Origin of the sequence: Streptomyces changchenzhani (assembly GCF_039766235.1) — a bacterium.
Lineage (GTDB): Bacteria > Actinomycetota > Actinomycetes > Streptomycetales > Streptomycetaceae > Streptomyces.
In genome coordinates this window covers 229,331-246,916 of record NZ_JBDHNH010000008.1, presented here as the reverse complement: position 1 = coordinate 246,916, position 17,586 = coordinate 229,331, and the positions used below count along the sequence as shown (strand labels likewise).

12 protein-coding genes and 1 riboswitch are annotated in these 17,586 nt (G+C 70.7%); of the genes, 7 read left to right on the top strand and 5 right to left on the bottom strand.

The window, feature by feature from the left end:
• Positions 1-160: 160 nt before the first annotated feature.
• Positions 161-1,372, bottom strand: a complete 1,212-nt coding sequence (locus ABCR94_RS25220; protein WP_347122319.1) for a C40 family peptidase — start codon at positions 1,370-1,372, stop codon at positions 161-163.
• Positions 1,372-1,534: riboswitch (cyclic di-AMP (ydaO/yuaA leader) on the bottom strand. (Overlaps the previous gene by 1 nt.)
• Before the next feature lie 272 nt (positions 1,535-1,806).
• Between ABCR94_RS25220 and pcrA the strand changes: the two genes are divergently transcribed.
• Complete coding sequence (gene pcrA / locus ABCR94_RS25215; protein WP_347122318.1) at positions 1,807-4,308, top strand: DNA helicase PcrA; 2,502 nt, start codon at positions 1,807-1,809, stop codon at positions 4,306-4,308.
• A gap of 91 nt (positions 4,309-4,399) precedes the next feature.
• Here the strand turns inward: pcrA and ABCR94_RS25210 are convergent, their stop codons facing one another.
• Together ABCR94_RS25210 and ABCR94_RS25205 are read right to left on the bottom strand one after the other, a co-directional pair.
• Positions 4,400-6,013: a M23 family metallopeptidase gene (locus ABCR94_RS25210; protein ID WP_347122317.1), complete on the bottom strand. Its 1,614-nt coding sequence runs from the start codon at positions 6,011-6,013 to the stop codon at positions 4,400-4,402.
• Between the two features lie 277 nt (positions 6,014-6,290).
• Positions 6,291-7,142 carry an esterase/lipase family protein gene (locus ABCR94_RS25205; protein ID WP_347122316.1) on the bottom strand — a complete coding sequence of 284 codons (852 nt, stop codon included), beginning with the start codon at positions 7,140-7,142 and terminating at the stop codon, positions 6,291-6,293.
• Between the two features lie 353 nt (positions 7,143-7,495).
• Between ABCR94_RS25205 and icmB the strand changes: the two genes are divergently transcribed.
• Positions 7,496-7,909, top strand: coding sequence for a coenzyme B12-dependent isobutyryl CoA mutase small subunit (gene icmB / locus ABCR94_RS25200; protein WP_347122315.1), 414 nt, complete (start codon positions 7,496-7,498; stop codon positions 7,907-7,909).
• A 196-nt stretch (positions 7,910-8,105) separates the two neighbouring features.
• Positions 8,106-8,336 (top strand): hypothetical protein, encoded by a 231-nt coding sequence (locus tag ABCR94_RS25195; protein ID WP_347122314.1) that lies wholly within the window; start codon positions 8,106-8,108, stop codon positions 8,334-8,336.
• 86 nt (positions 8,337-8,422) lie between these two features.
• On the opposite strand, the gene ABCR94_RS25190 is transcribed toward ABCR94_RS25195, so the two are convergent.
• Complete coding sequence (locus ABCR94_RS25190) at positions 8,423-10,246, bottom strand: DUF5691 domain-containing protein (protein WP_347122313.1); 1,824 nt, start codon at positions 10,244-10,246, stop codon at positions 8,423-8,425.
• A 105-nt stretch (positions 10,247-10,351) separates the two neighbouring features.
• Complete coding sequence (locus ABCR94_RS25185; RefSeq protein WP_347122312.1) at positions 10,352-11,788, bottom strand: SWIM zinc finger family protein; 1,437 nt, start codon at positions 11,786-11,788, stop codon at positions 10,352-10,354.
• A 134-nt stretch (positions 11,789-11,922) separates the two neighbouring features.
• Between ABCR94_RS25185 and ABCR94_RS25180 the strand changes: the two genes are divergently transcribed.
• The 4 genes from ABCR94_RS25180 to ABCR94_RS25165 all read left to right on the top strand — a co-directional run bounded on the left by ABCR94_RS25180 (position 11,923) and on the right by ABCR94_RS25165 (position 17,536).
• The gene (locus ABCR94_RS25180; RefSeq protein WP_347122311.1) at positions 11,923-12,366 is read left to right on the top strand and encodes a hypothetical protein; all 444 of its coding nucleotides are present in this window, start codon (positions 11,923-11,925) and stop codon (positions 12,364-12,366) included.
• A gap of 102 nt (positions 12,367-12,468) precedes the next feature.
• Positions 12,469-13,590 (top strand): ATP-binding protein, encoded by a 1,122-nt coding sequence (locus tag ABCR94_RS25175; protein WP_347122310.1) that lies wholly within the window; start codon positions 12,469-12,471, stop codon positions 13,588-13,590.
• Entirely contained in the window at positions 13,587-16,277 is a 2,691-nt protein-coding gene (locus ABCR94_RS25170) for a DUF5682 family protein (protein WP_347122309.1), read from the top strand. The genes ABCR94_RS25175 and ABCR94_RS25170 overlap by 4 nt, the downstream gene beginning before the upstream one ends.
• Positions 16,274-17,536 carry a VWA domain-containing protein gene (locus tag ABCR94_RS25165; RefSeq protein WP_347122308.1) on the top strand — a complete coding sequence of 421 codons (1,263 nt, stop codon included), beginning with the start codon at positions 16,274-16,276 and terminating at the stop codon, positions 17,534-17,536. Before ABCR94_RS25170 ends, ABCR94_RS25165 begins: the two co-directional genes overlap by 4 nt.
• The last annotated feature ends 50 nt before the right edge of the window (positions 17,537-17,586 follow it).

Sequence of the window (17,586 nt, the reverse complement as noted above, 5' to 3'; positions counted from 1 at the left end):
CACTGCGGCGTACCATGCGAGAGCGGGCCCTGAAGTCGCCTCCAGGGCCCTAAGGTCACTCGCCGGAGCGATTCTCAATAGCGTGTCGGAAACGACAAGTTGACGACAGAACGTTGAGAATCCGACAGATCTATTGAGTCCCTACAGTGCGCGGTGTGTACTACGCCGGGCGCACGCTGCCGTAGATCGGCATGTAGTAGATCGACTCCTCGCGGACGTACGCGCCGGGCTTGGGCGCGTGGATCATCTTGCCGTCGCCGATGTAGATGCCGACATGGCTGATGTCGTCGTAGAAGAAGACCAGGTCACCCGGCTTCAGGTCGTCGGTCGCGATCCGTGTGCCGACCTCCACCTGGTCCCAGGTGGTCCGCGGCAGATCAACGCCCGCGGCCTTCCACGCGCCCTGGGTCAGCCCGGAGCAGTCGTACGAACTCGGGCCCGCGGCGCCCCAGACGTACGGCTTGCCGATCTGGGCGCGGGCGAAGGCCAGCACCTTCTCGGCCTTGGCCGCGTACGCGCCACCGGACTCGCTGCCGCCGCCCGTACCCGTGCCCGGGGCGGTGCCTGAGCCCGTCCCGGTGCCCGTACCCGTGCCGCTGCCCGCGCCGTCCTCCTGCGGGGCCGCTTCCTCCTGGCGCTTGCGCTCGGCGTCGGCTCTGTCCTTCGCCTCTGCCTTGGCCTTCGCCTCGGCCTTGCGGGTGGCCTCGGCCTCCCGCTCCTTCTCCAGCGCCGCGAGCCGGGCCTTCTCCTCGGCGGTGAGATCCGACAGCATCTCGCGCGCCTTGGCGAGCTTCTTCTGGACGTCCTGCTTGGAGGCCTTGAGCGCGGCCTGCGACTCGGTGAGCTTCTCCAGGCTGCGGGTCGCCTCGGCGCGCTCCTTGGAGGCTTCTTCCTGCTTCTGTTCGTAGTCGGTGATGTACGACTTCTGACGTTCCGTCATGCGGTCCATCAGCTGGTTCTGGTCGAAGTACTGCTGCGGGCTGTCCGCGAGCAGCAGCGCCGCGGTCGGGGTGACCGTGCCCGACCGGTACTGCGCGGCGGCGTAGTTGCCGAGCTTGCGCCGCGATTCGTTGAGCTTCTCGGTGCGCTTGGCGACGTCGTCGAGCAGTCCGTCCACCGATTTGCGCTGGCCCTCGGTGGCTTCCTTCGCCTTGTTGTAGCTCTGGGTGGAGGTTCCGGCCTGCCGGTAGAGGTCGTCGACCTTCTTCTGCACTTCCTCGACGGTCGGATTGGGGCTCGGCTCATTCGGCGCGGCCTGGGCGCTCTGCCCCAGCAGGCTGATGGAGGCTATGGCGGCCGTCGTCATACCGACGGCGGGTGCGGTGGTACGTAGCCGGGTGCGCGATTTGCGATGCGATGCCAAGGTCGGCATTTTCCTTCCGTGGACCGCCTACCGGGTTAGCTGTCGGGTTCGGGCGGAACGGAAGGCTGCCCTACGGTCCGTGGGGAACTCGGACCGATTCACCCCAGTGGTGCGTGTGGGTCCCCGGTTCCGAACTGCCTTGCGGCAGTACGAATTCGGCGTGGGCGACTCGGTCCGGCGCCGATCGCCGGTGGAGGTACAAGCCGCCCGACGCAGCACGCTAGCCAATGCGTGTGACCGCTGGGAAGCCCGATGTTCGATATGCCCGATACGTTTTCGTTACCTTGATGTAGAGGTGGCGTGAGAGGGGTGGAGATGTGGCGGAGGTCACGGACGAATGCGGTTGGCGAAGCGGTCGGCGCGGCCCGGTACGGCCGTCGCCGACGGGATTCGCGGGCATTCCGGGGCGGGGTGTCAGTGGGCCCGCCTAAACTTGGTGAACGATGAGCAGCCTCTTTGACGACAGCTTCCTGGCCGACCTCCAGCCGACGGCGGAGGCGACTCCGCCGCCCCCCGAGGGGCACGCCGCGGAGGAGGTCCCGCACGACCTCTTCGAGGGTGCCTTCGCGGCGCCCCCGGCGCCCAGGGACGCGTACTACCGTGGCGGCGCACCGCGCCCCGTGACGGATGTTGCCGCGCTGCTCGACGGGCTGAACGAGGAGCAGCGCGCCGCTGTCGTGCACGCCGGTTCGCCGCTGCTCATCGTGGCGGGGGCCGGCTCGGGCAAGACCCGGGTGCTGACCCACCGGATCGCGTATCTGCTGGCCAATCGGGGTGTGCACCCCGGCCAGATCCTCGCGATCACCTTCACCAACAAGGCCGCGGGCGAGATGAAGGAGCGCGTCGAGGAGCTCGTCGGCCCGCGCGCGGGCGCGATGTGGGTCTCGACCTTCCACAGCGCGTGCGTCCGTATCCTGCGCCGCGAGTCGAAGAAGCTCGGCTTCACGTCTTCGTTCTCGATCTACGACGCTGCGGACTCGAAGCGCCTGATGGCGCTCGTCTGCCGCGATCTGGATCTCGACCCGAAGAAGTTCCCGCCTAAGGCCTTCAGTGCCAAAGTCTCGAATCTGAAGAACGAGCTGATCGACGAGGAGACCTTCGCCGGTCAGGCCGCCGACGGCTTCGAGAAGATGCTGGCCGAGGCGTACGCGATGTACCAGGCGCGGCTGCGCGAGGCCAACGCGCTGGACTTCGACGACATCATCATGACCACGGTGCACCTGCTCCAGGCGTTCCCGGACGTCGCCGAGCACTACCGGCTGCGCTTCCGGCACGTCATGGTCGATGAGTACCAGGACACCAACCACGCGCAGTACACCCTCGTGCGCGAGCTGGTCGGTCCGTCCGGTGAGGACAAGGCCCCGGCCGAGCTGTGCGTCGTCGGTGACGCCGACCAGTCGATCTACGCCTTCCGCGGGGCCACCATTCGTAACATCCTCCAGTTTGAGGAGGATTACCCCAACGCGAAGACGATCATGCTGGAGCAGAACTACCGCTCCACGCAGACGATCCTCACCGCCGCCAACGCCGTCATCGAGCGAAACGAGAACCGCCGCCCGAAGAATCTGTGGACGGACGCCGGAGCGGGCGCCCTGATCACCGGCTATGTCGCGGACACCGAGCACGACGAGGCGCAGTTCATCGCCGAGGAGATCGACCGCCTGACCGACGCGGGCGACGCAAAGGCCAGCGACATCGCGATCTTCTACCGTACGAACGCGCAGTCCCGTGTCTTCGAAGAGATCTTCATCAGGGTCGGCCTGCCCTACAAGGTCGTCGGCGGAGTCCGCTTCTACGAGCGCAAGGAGGTCCGGGACGTCCTGGCGTATCTGCGCGTCCTGTCGAACCCCGAGGACACCGTTCCGCTGCGCCGCATTCTGAACGTACCGAAGCGGGGCATCGGCGACCGCGCCGAGGCGATGATCGACGCGCTGTCACTGCGCGAGAAGATCAGCTTCCCGCAGGCGCTCCAGCGCGTCGACGAGGCGTACGGCATGGCGGCCCGCTCGACGAATGCCGTGAAGCGGTTCAACACGCTGATGGAGGAGCTGCGCACGGTCGTCGAGGCGGGCGCAGGGCCCGCCACGGTGCTTGAGGCCGTCTTCGAGCGCACGGGTTACCTCGCCGAGCTGCAGGCCTCGACGGACCCGCAGGACGAGACGCGCATCGAGAACCTTCAGGAACTGGCCGCGGTGGCCCTGGAGTTCGAGCAGGAGCGGGCCGACGGCGAGAATCCGGGGACGCTCGCGGAGTTCCTGGAGAAGGTGGCGCTCGTCGCCGACTCCGACCAGATCCCGGACGAAGACGAGGACGGTTCCGGCGTCATCACGCTGATGACGCTGCACACGGCCAAGGGCCTTGAGTTCCCTGTGGTGTTCGTGACGGGTATGGAGGACGGGGTCTTCCCGCACATGCGCGCGCTCGGACAGACCAAGGAGCTGGAGGAGGAGCGGCGGCTGGCGTACGTGGGGATCACTCGCGCGCGTGAGCGGCTCTATCTGACGCGGTCGACGATGCGCAGCGCGTGGGGACAGCCCTCGTACAACCCGCCGTCGCGGTTCCTGGAGGAGATCCCGGAGGAGCACCTGACGTGGAAGCGGACGGGGGCGCAGATTCCGGCGGGCCCGGTCTCGGGCATCGGCTCCTCGCGGTCGTCGTCCTCCTCGCTCACGTCGACGTTCTCCTCCTCGTCCTCGTCCACGCGGGGCGGGGGCGCCGGTGGTGGTGGCGGGCGTTCCGGTCCTTCGGGCTTCGCCACGCGACGGTCCTCGGACAAGCCGGTGATCGCGCTGACGGTCGGGGACCGGGTCACGCACGACCAGTTCGGCCTTGGGACGGTCGTGACGGTGACGGGGACGGGATCGGACGCCCAGGCGACGATCGACTTCGGCGACGAGCGGCCGAAGAAGCTGCTGCTGCGGTACGCGCCGGTTCAGAAGCTTTAGCGGACGCCGGGGGCGGGCGTCCGGGGCGGGCGCCGACGGGGGGCTGGGCCGCGGCCTGTTCGCCTTGCGCTCGGGGCTTACGGTGCCGGGCTCAGGTCGGGTCGATGTTGTGGCTGCGGAGCCACGACAGCGGGTCGATCGCCGCGCCGCCGCCGGGACGTACCTCGAAGTGCAGGTGCGGCCCGGTGGAGTTGCCCGAGTTGCCGGAGTACGCGATGGTGTCGCCGGCCTGGACCGAGCCGGACCGGAGCTTGTTGCTGCTGAGGTGGCAGTACCAGGTCTCGGTGCCGTCGGCGGCGGTCACAATGGCCATGTTTCCGTAGGCGCTGTTGTACTGCGTACGGACGGTGCCGTCGGTCGCGGCCATCACCGGCGTGCCGTACGAGACGGGAAAGTCGATGCCGGAGTGCTGCGACATCCAGTTGACGCCGGCCTGGCCGTAGTACGCACTGAGTCCGTGCTGCGCCACCGGCAGGACGAACTTGGGGCGCTCGGCCTCCTTGCGGGCGGCCTCCTGGGCCCGGCGCTTCTTGTCGGCGATCTGGCGGGCCTTGAGGTCGATGCGCTCCTGCGTGCGGCTGGCACGGTCGGCGAAGTCGTCGGCGTCCGCGCTGAGGTTGGCGAGCTGGGTGTCCAGCTTGTTGTTGACGGTGACCGGCTTCACCGAGCCGGCGTCGGGGGCGGCGACCGTGGTGGTCCCGTCCTTCGGCTCCGCGGAGCTGCCGACTCCGCCGACCGAGGCCGCAGCGATGCCGGCGACCCCCATCACGCAGGCGGAGGGGACGGCGACGGTGAGGAGCGCGGAGCGCTTGGCGGGGGTGCGGCGACGGCCCCGGCTCGCGGAGCGGCGGGCGGCGCGGGGGCCGTCGGCGGCGGCGGTTGCTGCGACGGGCTCGCGATCCGGGTCCGGAGCGGTGTAGGGGGCGTCGTCGGCGGAGTCGGTGTCGTCGCTGGCGGTGCTGCGGGTGCTGGCGTCGTTCCCGGCGTCGGTGTCGTACTGCCCGTAGTCCGGCGAGACTTCGTACCGTTCATGCGGTTCGTGCGGGTTGTATGCCTCGTACGGGGTGGGTGCTTCGTGCGCCTCGGACGTTGCGAACGCCTGCGGGGCCTCGGTCAGGTCGGCGACCGAGAACTGGGCCGTGGCGTAGAGGACTTCCTCAGGCGCGGCGACGGGGTGGGCCCCGGTGTGGCCGCCGGTGTTCCAGGCGGTGGCGTCGTATGCGCCGGTGTCGTACGCGCCGGTGTTGTACCCCGGTGCCGTGCTCCACTGCCCGGTGGTGTCGGCGGCCTGGGCGAACTGCGGGGCCGCGTACTGGCCGGTCTGTCCCGAGTCGAACTGTCCCGGGATGAACTGGCCCGTGTCGAGCTGCCCTGTGCCGAACTGCCCTACCTGGTTCCAGGCGTTGGTGTCCCACTGGCCGGTGGTCTGTGCGGGGATATCCGCCGCTGTCTGGTATCCGGCGGCAGGCCATGAGGTGGTGTCGTACTGCTGCTGATGATGGTGCTGTTGTTGCTGCGCGCCGTAGGCGTCGTACCCCACCGTCTGGTGGGCACCCGTGGTGTCCCACTGGGAGGAGTCGTACTGGCCGCTGTGGTCCACCCCGTATGGGCTTGCCGACCCCGGGAGTGTGCCGAAAAGTGGATCGGTGTCGAAACTGCCGGTGGAGTAGCCGTCGTACCCGGCGTGGGCGTGCTGGTCGTCCACCAACTTCTCTCTCGCCTCGACAACAGGACCTGAGGTCTGGGGTCCCTGGAGAAACTTGAGCCCCTGGGAATACGGGAGCCCCAAAGGCAAACAGTGGCGCGACTGTACCCGGCGGTATGCGGCGACGACAATCTTCGGCAGGTTCCCGGCGCTCCGGAAACGGGCATTCGGCCGCCTTTTGGTGGACGACGGGCGCAGCCTTGGCCTTACGTTCGACGAGTGTTCGATCTGGGCGCGGTTGGGCGAGGGGGTGGGGCGGCCAGGTCAGGGGTGGGGATCAGGCCACCGATGCTGCCCCGGGCGCCCCGGCCGCGGCATCCTGAGCCTGGAGCGCCTGTCGGATCCCGGCGGCGACGGCCGGATGGACGGGCAGAGCCAGATGGCCGATTCCAGTCACTCGTATGTTCTGGGCAATCAGATCCTCGTGGGTGACGCACGCCGTTTCGACGGGGAGCATCAGCTGATCGAGATCGCTCCAGAAACTTACGAACTTGGTACGGCAGTCCGGCGCGGGCTCACGCAGTTCCTCGATCACGTCGGAGCCCGGACGCATCTGTCGCACGATGGGGTGAGCGCTCATGGGCGGGGCTACGCGGGTGCCGGAGTGCGGAGTGCCGAGAGTGACCAGTGTGCGTACGTGCGTGTCGCCGCCGAGGCGCTGCACGTAGTAGCGGGCGATCAGGCCACCGAGGCTGTGGCCGACGATGTCGACCCGGGCGTGACCCGTGCGCTCGCAGATCTCCTCGATGTGGCGCCCGAGCAGCTCGGCAGCGGTACGTATGTCGCAGGTCAGCGGCGAGTAGTTGAGGGATTCCAGGTGGTGCCAGCCGTGCCGGGCCAGGGATCGGCGCAGCAGCACGAACACGGACCGGTTGTCCACGAAGCCGTGCAGCAGCACGACCGGCGGGTGGGCGTGGCCGGTCGTGGGCAGCCGGGACGTTTCCGGCAGCATGCCCACTGCTTCGTCGACCGGATCCCGGCGGCGCTCCTGGGCGATGCCCGACGGATAGAGGAAGAGGTGCCCGGCGAGGATGGCCAGCTCCAGGGCGGTGGCCCGCAGGAGCGCGGCTGACAGCTGCAACTGGCGCAGACACGGCGGAATAACGAAGAAGAAGGGCAGAATCTTCATGGCCGACCTCCCGAACGGCACGTGGGGAGACAGCTCCGTCTCCCGTGTGCCCTCATGGGGTGCCGTGCGGAGGCGGTCGGCGTGACGCACTCCCGTGCCGTGCGGCTGACGGCAGGGGGATGCGGCGACCTCGTTGCGGCTCCCCAGGCGATCATTCCCGGCGCTGCGGCAGTAGCGCCTGCTGAGGCGGGAACGATGCATAGCGAACATGTCCCACGTGTGATTTCCCCCTCCCTGTCCACCGTGAAACGAGCGCTTGCGGGATGCTGTAGATAACGTTCGTTCACTTCCCCGTCCTTTTCCGGAGCGGGGACGCGTGCCAATGACGGCGCAGTCGGTACATGGAGGCAGTGATGGGTGTGACCGGACCGATCCGCGTGGTGGTCGCCAAGCCGGGCCTCGACGGGCACGACCGTGGGGCAAAGGTCATCGCGCGGGCGCTGCGCGACGCCGGTATGGAGGTCATCTACACCGGGCTTCATCAGACGCCCGAGCAGATCGTGGACACCGCCATCCAGGAGGACGCCGACGCGATCGGCCTGTCGATCCTCTCCGGTGCGCACAACACGCTCTTCGTGAAGGTCATCGACCTGCTCAAGCAGCGCGACGCGGAAGACATCAAGGTCTTCGGTGGCGGCATCATTCCGGAGGCGGACATCGCGCCGCTGAAGGAGAAGGGTGTCGCGGCGATCTTCACCCCGGGCGCGACGACGCAGTCCATCGTCGACTGGGTCAACGCCAACGTCCGCCAGGCCGCCCAGGCCTGACGCGCAAGCCGAGCCTGACGCCGCCCAGGTGACGGCGGGGGCCGACGCTGGGGTGACAGCGGGGGTTGGTGCGAAGCCCGCGCCGACGCTCGGGCTCGGACTTGCGCTCGCGCTCGATGGGACGACTGGGGCGGAGTCGGCGCCTCGGCCTGAGGTGGAGCCCGGGACGGAGTCGGCGCCTGAGCCTGAGCTTGAGGTGACGGCCGGCGCTGGGGCCGGTGCGGGGCCCGTGCTCGGGCTCGAACCTGGGCTTGGGCCGACGCTCACGCTTGAGCGCACGCTTGGGCTTGATGTGGCGCCCGACGCCGGCGTGGAAGCCGGTCCCGAGTCCAGCGTGGAGGCTGGTCCCGAGTCCAGCGTGGAGGCCGGTCCCGATCTCGATGCGTTGGTCGGCCCCGACTCCGGCGTGGAGGCCTGGCTCGACTGACGGGCCGGGTCGGTCGCGTCGCACCGTCCTGTCGTGCGGCGCGCTCCGGTACGTGACGCTCCGGGCGACGCGACGGGCCCCATGGCTTACTCCTTCGGCCGGTCCGGCGGCTCGGGCGACCCCGACGCCTCCGGGGAGCCCGGCCCTTGCGGCCGTTCGGTCGGCTCCGACGGTTCTGCGGTGGGAGACGCCGACGGAGGCTCCCCGGGTTGCGACAATTCGGCGAGCATCGCCGCCCTGAGACGGAGGGTGCCGACGAGGCGTTGGAAGGCCTCCGACCAGTAGCCGCCCGCGCCGGGCGACGCGTCCTCCTGCTCGTCGGGAGTCGTCGTGAGGATTTCGAGACGGCTCGCCTCGCCGGGGTGCAGACACCGCTCCGCCAGGCCCATGACCCCGCTGAAACTCCACGGGTAGCTCCCCGCGTCACGTGCGATGTCGAGCGCGTCGACCACCGAGCGCCCGAGCGACGCCGCCCACGGCACCGTGCAGACCCCGAGCAGCTGGAAGGCCTCGGACAGTCCGTGCGCCGCGATGAACTCGGCCACCCAGTCCGCCCGCTCACCCTCCGGCAGAGTGGCCAGCAGCTTCGAGCGCTCGGCGAGCGACGAGGTGCCGGTCCCGGAGGTCGGGGGCGCGGAGGGCATACCGAGCAGGGCCCGCGACCAGTCGGCGTCATGCTGCCGTACCGCCGCACGGCACCAGGCGGCATGCAGCTCCTCCTGCCAGTCGTCGCTCACGGGCAGCGCGACGATCTCCCGTGCCGTACGGCCGCCGAGCCTGCGCGTCCAGGCGGCCAGGGGCGTGCACTCCACCAACTGGCCCAGCCACCAGGATCGTTCGCCCCGGCCGGCCGGGGGCTTGGGCGATATGCCGTCGCGCTGCATGTCCGCGTCGCATTCGTGCGGGGCCTCGACGGCGATGCGCTCCCCGTCCCCCGTCCGGTCGCTGCGATCCAGGCTGACGCAGGTCGTGGCGCGGCCCGCCATCCGGGAGGCCAGGGCGGACCTCGGCAACGCCGAGAGCAGTTCGGCGGCAGTGGAACGCACATTGCGGCTGCGGTCGGACAGTGCCTGTTCCAGGAAGGGCTCGTCGCTGTCGGACAAGCCCGTGCGCAGGGAGTCGAGGAACATCAGCCGGTCCTCGGCGCGCTCGGTGGGCCACGTCGCGGCGAGCAGCGCGAGCGCGGCGGCGGGCTCATGCGCCCGCACGGAGGCGAGCAGCCCGACCCGCTCCGCGAACAGCCCCTCCTCCCACAAGGTCCGCACGGCCTCGGTGTCCCGGATGTCGGGCAGTGCGGTGCCGCCGGACGCCCCGCGCAGGGCGAACCTCCAGTCCGCGTTGAGCCGCGCCAGCCAGAGACCGCGCGGCCCGGCGAACGACAGGGCCTGGGGCCGTAGGTCGCTGCGGGAGCGGGCGGCGTCCAGGAGCGCGGGCAGCAGCGCGGCCGGTGCCTGATAGCGGCGCCCGTTCGCCGCGGCGAGCCACTGGGGGAGCAGCTCGGTGAGATCGGGCGCAGTGCCGCGCCGACCCCCGGCGTTCGTGGGAGAGGCGGACCGGCCGGCCAGTAGCTGGGCGAGGCGGCCACGAGCAGCCGCAGGCAACTGCGGGCGCGGATCATGCAGCGCGGGTGTGGGCCGCGCACCGGCCCGCGCCGGAAGCAGGCCCGCTCTGCGCCGTACGGTCAGCTGGGCGGCGGCGTCCAACAGCGCGACCGGCGCATCCTTGCCGGCCGGCGCCAGCCCGGCAGGCAGCGCGCGGCGGTCGGTGCCGAGCAGGGCGGTTGTGATGACCTCTTCCCAGCTGCTGTTGCCGACTCCGGTGTTGGCGCCGGGGGGCGTGCCGGTGTTCGTGCCGCGGGTCGTGCCGGTGGTGCTGGGCCTGCCGGCGGTCGAATGGGTGGTGCTGGTCATGGGTCCCTCCGTACGGTCAGGACGGTCAGGTCAGGACAGTCGGGGTGCGGCGGTCGGGACAATCGGCGAGGTTGTGCGTGGTGCGCGCTCGGGATGGCCCGGTGATCAGGCGTCGACGAGCGCGACGGTCTCCGCCGAGCCTTCGGGCCAGGCGGCCAGGGGTGTGAAGCCGCGGTGGCCGCACTCGCCGAAGACCGTGACGGGGCCGCCGCCGGACAGGGCGGCGAGCTTCCACAGGCCGGGCCTGGACAGGGCCGAGGGGGCGACGGGGAGGGCGGACTCCCCTTTCGCGTCGGCCAGTTGCCAGCCGTCCTCCGCGGGTATCGGTATGACGCCGCTGAGCGTCACCGGCCAGGATTCCAGCCATGGGTCGTCCTTCAGAGCCGCCCCGTAGGAACACACCGCTTCGGTGGTCCCGGCGCCCGGTGGCGCTTCGTCGATCGGGACGGGGACGGAGAACCGCTCGCCCAAGTCGGCCCGGAGCTGCCCGGACCCCGCGAAATAGGTGAGCTCGGCGTCGACCATCAGGCCGGGCGGCAGGGCGATTTCGGGTGCCCGGCCCGCGGCCCCGAAGGACAGCACCAGCGCGGTCCGTCCCGAGTCCCGTCCGTACAGCCAGATGCGGCGCGCGACGAGCTTGCCGTCCGGGGTGTCGTACTGGGCGAGCACCATCCAGTGGTCCCGCACGGACGGGCCCTCGGCGGGCTTGGTGAGGCCGACGCGGGTGCGGACCGTCGCGGACAGTGGCTCCGGCAGCCGGTCACGGCCCAACCAGGCCAGGTCCAGCAGATGCAGCAGCGCGCACTCCTCAAGCAGCCGCACCGGCCAGCCGGCCCCCGATGCCGGTATGGCACCCAACTCCCTTACCCGAGCAGCCAATCCGGGTGCCTGGGCGTCGACCATCCGGGCGGCCGTCTCCTCCCACAGCTTGTACCCCGTCTGCTCGGCAGTGGCCAGACCGCCGCGCAGCAGGTCGGTCAACCGCTGCTCCAGCTCGGTGGCCCCCAGGCTGATCCGCTCGGCCCGTCGCTCGGCCCTGCGCCGGGCGGCCTCGGGGTCGCCTGTCTTCGCGGAGGACCCCAACTCTCCTTCCGCCGAACCCTCTACGCCCTGCTCCCGCCCCCGCGTCCTGGCGGCGCTCTCCCTGCGTGTAGCCAGCCACTCCTGGGCCCAGCCGGGCGCCGTCGCGCCCACCGTCGCGCCCACCGTCACGCCTGCCGCCGCGCCCGGCGGCGTGACTGCCCGCAACCCCTGCTCGTCCGCGGTCTGGAGGAGCAGCAGCCCCAACGCGTGCTTGCAGGGGAACTTCCGGCTCGGACAACTGCACTTGTAGGCGGGACTGCTGCCCGCCATGTCGACCACTGTCCGGTACGGCTTGCCGCCGCTGCCCTTGCACAAGCCCCACACGGCCCCCGAGCCGCTGCTCCCCGTCTCCGACCACGGCCCGGCCGTACCGAGCCTGCTTCCCGCCTTGCGTGACGCATCATCAGGAGCCAGTGCCAGCACCTGATCCGCAGTCCAGCGCACCCCCAGCTGATTCATGCCAACGACGCTACGCGCCACCACTGACAATCGGCTCCCACCTGCGGATTCGGCCGATCGGGCGGCAGCTTGACTTTGCTTTTCCTTTGCGATTGGGTGCGAGATTCCGCACTCAAGATCCGGGGGGATCCCGCATGAACCGCATCATCCGCACCGCCGTCTGTCGCACCGCAGTCTGTGCCGCCGTCATCACCGGCCTCGCCTTCGGTCTCGGCGCCTGCGCCGAGACGACCGAGGCAGCCAAGGACAAGGCCGTGGACCAGGTCGACAAGGCCGTCGACGAGACCTACGAGGTCACGTACGAGGTCACCGGCAAGAGTGTCGATTCCATCGAGTTCGCGGGTGGCAAGGGCACGGCCATGAACCCCAAGATGGAATCCGTCGCCAAGCCCAAGCTGCCGTGGACGAAGACGGTCACCCTGCGCGGAATCATGCCGGCCGCCGTGTCGCCGATCGCCATCGAGGGCGCCGCCGACCTGAGCTGCAAGGTTGTCTACAAGGGCGAGACGATCAAGGAGGCCAAGGGGGAGAAGGCCATGGTGGGTGGCTGCATCACGATCTCGCCGATTGCCAAGTAGCTCCAACACTGCCTCACTTGGTCGCTGACCTGCGGTGACGGCTGATTGTCAGTGGCGTGGTGCACGGTAGATCTCACATCCGGGAAATCTGGAGGGGGATCCATGAGCGTGCCCGAAACCAAGGCTGTCGGCAGTGCGGCGAGGGGTGAGGCCTTGCGGCCGCACGCGGAAGACGCGTTCGCCGACGAGCTCAAGGCGCTGGCCGCGGCCGACGACCGGCCGCGGCCCGCCCGGTGGCTGCTGTCGCCGTGGGCCGTCGCCACCTACCTGCTCGGTGGGACCCTGCCCGACGGCACGGTGATCACACCGAAGTACGTGGGGCCGCGCCGGATCGTCGAAGTCGCCATCACCACCCTCGCCACGGACCGTGCGCTGCTCCTGCTCGGAGTCCCAGGCACCGCCAAGACCTGGGTCTCCGAGCATCTCGCCGCCGCCGTGAGCGGCGACTCCACCCTGCTGGTGCAGGGCACAGCGGGGACGCCCGAGGAAGCCATCCGCTACGGCTGGAACTACGCCGAGCTGCTCGCGAACGGGCCGAGTCGCGCCGCGCTCGTTCCCAGCCCGGTCATGCGCGCCATGGCTGAGGGCATGACCGCGCGGGTCGAGGAGCTGACCCGTATCCCGGCGGATGTGCAGGACAGCCTGATCACGATCCTGTCGGAGAAGACCCTGCCCATCCCGGAGTTGGGCCTGGAGACTCAGGCCGTCCGAGGGTTCAACGTCATCGCCACCGCCAACGACCGCGACCGCGGGGTGAACGATCTGTCCAGCGCGCTGCGCCGCCGCTTCAACACGGTCGTGCTGCCGCTGCCCGCGACCGCGGACGCGGAGGTCGACATCGTGTCGCGCCGCGTCGACCAGCTGGGTCGCTCGCTCGACCTGCCGACCGCACCGGACGGGATCGACGAGATCCGGCGGGTGGTCACGATCTTCCGCGAGCTGCGCGACGGCGTCACCTCCGACGGCCGTACGAAGCTCAAGTCCCCCTCGGGGACCCTGTCCACGGCCGAGGCGATCTCCGTCGTCACCAGTGGCCTCGCCCTCGCCGCGCACTTCGGGGACGGTGTGCTGCGCCCCGGTGACGTGGCCGCCGGCCTGCTCGGCGCTGTCGTGCGCGACCCGGCCGCGGACCGCGTGATCTGGCAGGAGTACCTGGAGACGGTGGTCCGCGAGCGGGACGGCTGGAAGGACTTCTATCGCGCCTGCCGGGAGGTCTCGGCATGACGGCGGGCCCGCTGTTGCTGGGTGTGCGCCACCACGGGCCCGGCTCGGCCCGCGCGGTGCGAAGTGCGCTCGACGCCGTGGGGCCCCGGGCCGTGCTGATCGAGGGGCCGCCCGAGGGTGACGCGCTGCTGTCACTCGCGGCGGACGAGCAGATGCGCCCGCCCGTTGCCCTGCTCGCGCATGTCACGGACGACCCCGGGCGGGCGGCCTTCTGGCCGCTGGCCGAGTTCTCACCGGAATGGGTCGCGATCCGCTGGGCGCTCGGGCGCGGTGTTCCGGTGCGCTTCATCGATCTCCCGGCGGCGCATTCGCTGGCGTTCAGGGAAGACGAAGAGGAAGAGGCGGGAGACGGCGCGGGACAGGTAGGAGAGGAGGGAAGGGACGGGGGTGAGGGGGAGAGCGCGGCGCCGGGCGGTGCGGGGACACCGGACGGGGGTGCCGAATCCGGGGGCGGCGACGGTGACGGGGGCCGGCGGGAAGGCCGTTCATCCGTCCCGGGTGACCTGCGGATCGATCCGATCGCCGTCCTCGCCGAGACCGCCGGGTACGACGACCCCGAGCGCTGGTGGGAGGACGTGGTCGAGCACCGCGGCCCGTCCGCGGGTGACGTCCAGCGGGAGACCGCCCTCGCACCGTTCAGGGCGATCGCCGAAGCCATGGGAGCGCTGCGGCAGGAGTACGGGGACGGCGGGCACGCCCATGACCGGGTGCGCGAGGCCTATATGCGGACCCGGCTGCGGGCCGCGCGCAAGGAGTTCGGCGAGGACATCGCCGTCGTCTGCGGCGCATGGCACCTTCCCGCGCTGGACGAGAAGGCCGCCACGGCCACCGCCGACCGGGCGCTGCTCAAGGGGCTGCCCAAGGTCAGGACCGAAATGACCTGGGTGCCCTGGACACACCGCAGGCTCGCCCGGCACAGCGGATACGGCGCGGGCATCGACTCGCCCGGCTGGTACGGGCACCTGTTCGGCGCCAGGGACAGGCCGGTCGAGCGCTGGATGACCAAGGTCGCCGGGCTGCTGCGGGACGAGGACCGGATGGTGTCCTCCGCCCATGTCATCGAGGCCGTCCGGCTCGCCGAGACCCTCGCCGCCATGCGCGGGCGGCCCCTCGCGGGCCTGACCGAGACGACCGACGCCGTCCGCGCCGTGATGTGCGAGGGCTCCGACGTGCCACTCGCGCTCATCCATGACCGGCTCGTCGTCGGTGATGTGCTCGGCGAGGTCCCTGACGCTGCGCCCGCCGTGCCGCTGCAGCGCGATCTGACCCGGGCGCAGCGCACTCTGCGGCTCAAGCCGGAGCCGCTGGAGCGGGAGTTGGAGTTCGACCTCCGCAAGGAGACCGACGCGGCGCGCAGCAGGCTGCTGCACCGGCTGCGGCTGCTGTCCATCGATTGGGGCGGGCCCGCCACAGGGCGGGGGAGCACCGGTACGTTCCGGGAGAGCTGGCTGCTGCGCTGGGAGCCCGAGCTCGCGGTGCGGGTCGCGGAGGCCGGGGTGTGGGGCACGACCGTGCTCTCCGCCGCCACGGCCAAGGCCGAGTCCCAAGCCACTTCGGCGACCGCGCTCGCCGATGTCACCGCGCTCGCCGAGCGGTGCCTCCTGGCCGAACTCCCGGACGCCCTGCCGGTGGTGATGCGGGCCCTCGCGGACCGCGCCGCGCTGGACGCGGACGTCGGCAACCTCGCCCAGGCGCTGCCCGCCCTCGCCCGTTCCCTGCGGTACGGCGACGTACGCGGCACGGACACGGTCGCGCTCGGCGAGGTGGCGGCGGGCCTCGCCGAGAGGATCTGCGTGGGGCTGCCACCCGCCTGTACGGGCCTCGACGCGGACGGCGCCGCGGAGATGCGCCGCCACCTCGACGCGGTCCAGACGGCGATCGGCCTTCTGGCGGAGTCCGCGCCACACGACGCGGGTGCGCGTGATCCCGAAGTGCGTGATCCCGAAGTGCGTGATCCCGAAGTGCGTGACCCCGAGGCGGTGCGCATACCGGAGTCGGCCGGCGGGGGGACGAGTGCCGGGCGCGCCGATGACTCCGGTCGGGCCTCCGGCACTTCCGGTGGACTGCGCGGGCGTTGGGCCGCCGTGCTGCGCAAGCTCGCGGGGCGGGATTCCGTGGGAGGCGTGATCCGAGGGCGGGCTGTGCGGCTGCTGCTGGACGACGGGCGGCTCGCGGAGGACGAGGCGGCGCGGCTCATGGGGCTCGCGCTCTCACCCGGCACCCCGCCGGCCGACGGCGCTGCCTGGATCGAGGGCTTCGTCGGCGGCGCCTCGGGCGGGGGGATGCTCCTGGTGCACGACGCGCGCCTCCTGGGCCTGGTCGATGCCTGGCTGGCCGGTGTCCCCGACCAGGCGTTCACCGACGTACTGCCGCTGTTGCGCCGCACGTTCTCGGCGTACGAGCCGGGTGTGCGACGGACTCTGGGCGAGCTGGTCAGGCGCGGGCCGACCGCGGCGGGACCGGCCCGGACCGAAGCCGGAGCACCCGGTTTCGGTCCCGGCATCGACGAGAGGCGGGCCGAAGCCGTACTGCCGGTGCTGGCGCTGCTGCTCGGCAGGGACATGGAGGAGCGCCACGATCTGCGCCAACAGCAACAGCGTCAGCAACACCTCCAGCAACAGCAACAGCCCCAGTTCCAGCAAGAAGATGACAACCGACCGAAGGTCCTGACGGAGGAGGCCCGATGAGCACGTACGGCAATGACGTGGTCGCGACGCTCGGCTCCGCGACAGCCGGCTCCGCGACGGACCATTCCACGACGGACGTTTCCACGACCGACGACGCGAGCACCGCCGCCGGCGAGCGGCTCCGGCGGTGGCGGTTGGTGCTCGGGGGGCAGGAGGCCGACGGGACCGGGTGTGTGCTCGGCGGGCAGGACGCCGCGATGGACGGGGCCCTGACCGCGCTCTACGGCGGTGGCGCCGCCAAGGGGCCCCGCGACAGCAACCGGTCGGCCGGGCTCGGCGCCTCCGCGCCGTCCGTCGCGCGCTGGCTCGGCGACATCCGTACGTATTTCCCGAGCTCCGTCGTGCAGGTCATGCAGCGCGACGCGATCGACCGTCTCGGTCTCTCCGCCCTCCTGCTCGAACCGGAGATGCTGGAGGCCGTTGAGGCGGATGTCCACCTGGTGGGGACGCTGCTCTCGCTCAACAAGGTGATGCCGGAGACGACCAAGGAGACGGCCCGAGCGGTCGTGCGCAAGGTCGTCGACGATCTGGAGAAGCGCCTCGTCACCCGCACCAGGGCCACCCTCACCGGCGCCCTCGACCGCAGCGCCCGTATCAACCGCCCCAGGCACCGGGACATCGACTGGGACCGTACGATCCGGGCCAATCTCAAGAACTACCTCCCGGAGTACCGGAGCATCGTTCCCGAACGGCTCATCGGGTACGGACGGGCTTCGCAGTCCGTGAAGAAGGACGTTGTCCTGTGCATCGACCAGTCCGGGTCGATGGCCGCCTCCGTCGTCTACGCGTCCGTGTTCGGCGCGGTCCTGGCCTCCATGCGCTCGATCGCCACCCGCCTTGTCGTCTTCGACACCGCCGTCGTCGACCTCACCGACCAGTTGGACGACCCGGTCGACGTCCTCTTCGGCACTCAGCTCGGCGGCGGCACGGACATCAACCGGGCCCTCGCGTACTGCCAGTCGCAGATCACCCGCCCGGCCGACACCGTGGTCGTGCTCATCAGCGATCTCTACGAGGGCGGGATAAGGGACGAGATACTCAAGCGGGTCGCTGCGATGAAGGCGTCGGGGGTGCAGTTCGTGGCGCTGCTCGCACTGTCCGACGAGGGCGCACCGGCGTACGACCGGGAGCACGCGGCTGCCCTCGCGGCCCTCGGCGCGCCCGCCTTCGCCTGTACGCCCGAGCTCTTCCCCGAAGTGATGGCGGCGGCGATCGAGAAGCGGCCTCTCCCCATACCGGACACGGCGCCCCACCAGTGAGGCAAGGGCCCGCTGGTCACTCCCGAGGCTGCCCGAGGCCGCCGGAGGCG

Bases quoted from the DNA above. Each gene is read 5' to 3' on its own strand.
- ABCR94_RS25220 (WP_347122319.1), bottom strand. From the start codon at position 1,372: ATGCCGACCTTGGCATCGCATCGCAAATCGCGCACCCGGCTACGTACC.
- pcrA (WP_347122318.1), top strand. From the start codon at position 1,807: ATGAGCAGCCTCTTTGACGACAGCTTCCTGGCCGACCTCCAGCCGACG.
- ABCR94_RS25205 (WP_347122316.1), bottom strand. From the start codon at position 7,142: ATGAAGATTCTGCCCTTCTTCTTCGTTATTCCGCCGTGTCTGCGCCAG.
- icmB (WP_347122315.1), top strand. From the start codon at position 7,496: ATGGGTGTGACCGGACCGATCCGCGTGGTGGTCGCCAAGCCGGGCCTC.
- ABCR94_RS25190 (WP_347122313.1), bottom strand. From the start codon at position 10,246: ATGACCAGCACCACCCATTCGACCGCCGGCAGGCCCAGCACCACCGGC.
- ABCR94_RS25185 (WP_347122312.1), bottom strand. From the start codon at position 11,788: ATGAATCAGCTGGGGGTGCGCTGGACTGCGGATCAGGTGCTGGCACTG.
- ABCR94_RS25180 (WP_347122311.1), top strand. From the start codon at position 11,923: ATGAACCGCATCATCCGCACCGCCGTCTGTCGCACCGCAGTCTGTGCC.
- ABCR94_RS25175 (WP_347122310.1), top strand. From the start codon at position 12,469: ATGAGCGTGCCCGAAACCAAGGCTGTCGGCAGTGCGGCGAGGGGTGAG.
- ABCR94_RS25170 (WP_347122309.1), top strand. From the start codon at position 13,587: ATGACGGCGGGCCCGCTGTTGCTGGGTGTGCGCCACCACGGGCCCGGC.
- ABCR94_RS25165 (WP_347122308.1), top strand. From the start codon at position 16,274: ATGAGCACGTACGGCAATGACGTGGTCGCGACGCTCGGCTCCGCGACA.